Source organism: Rhizobium sp. Rhizsp42, from assembly GCF_047304155.1.
GTDB lineage: Bacteria > Pseudomonadota > Alphaproteobacteria > Rhizobiales > Rhizobiaceae > Rhizobium.
Genome location: NZ_JBGLYS010000134.1, coordinates 1 through 279 on the forward strand (window position 1 = coordinate 1; position 279 = coordinate 279).

Here is a 279-nt window from a genome sequence, read left to right on the forward strand (position 1 = left end):
CGACGAGCTCGGGAACCGCTTGCGGACCTCGAGGCTGCCGGCGTACGGCGTCGCTGCGTCCAGCGTCTCGTCGACGAGCAGGATCGGCCGGTGCACCTTCTTGCCCTTCACCCGGACCGGGTGCCCGGGCTTGGCCGGCCAGAACGCGCACGGGGCGTTGAACCAGGTGTTGCCCCAGGTCACGAACGGCGCCTCGGCCGCGATCCGCACGCTGTCGTCGTGCCAGGTCTTCCAGCTCTTCGGCCAGCGCGCGTCGGTGCACTCGGTGGCGAGGTACAT

The 279-nt window shown here is 70.6% G+C and carries 1 protein-coding gene; it reads right to left on the reverse strand.

Annotated elements, in window-relative coordinates; all coding sequences use genetic code 11:
- The coding region (locus ACCD05_RS31835) for an alpha/beta hydrolase (RefSeq protein ID WP_413397667.1) at window positions 1–279 on the reverse strand (279 nt) is incomplete at both ends.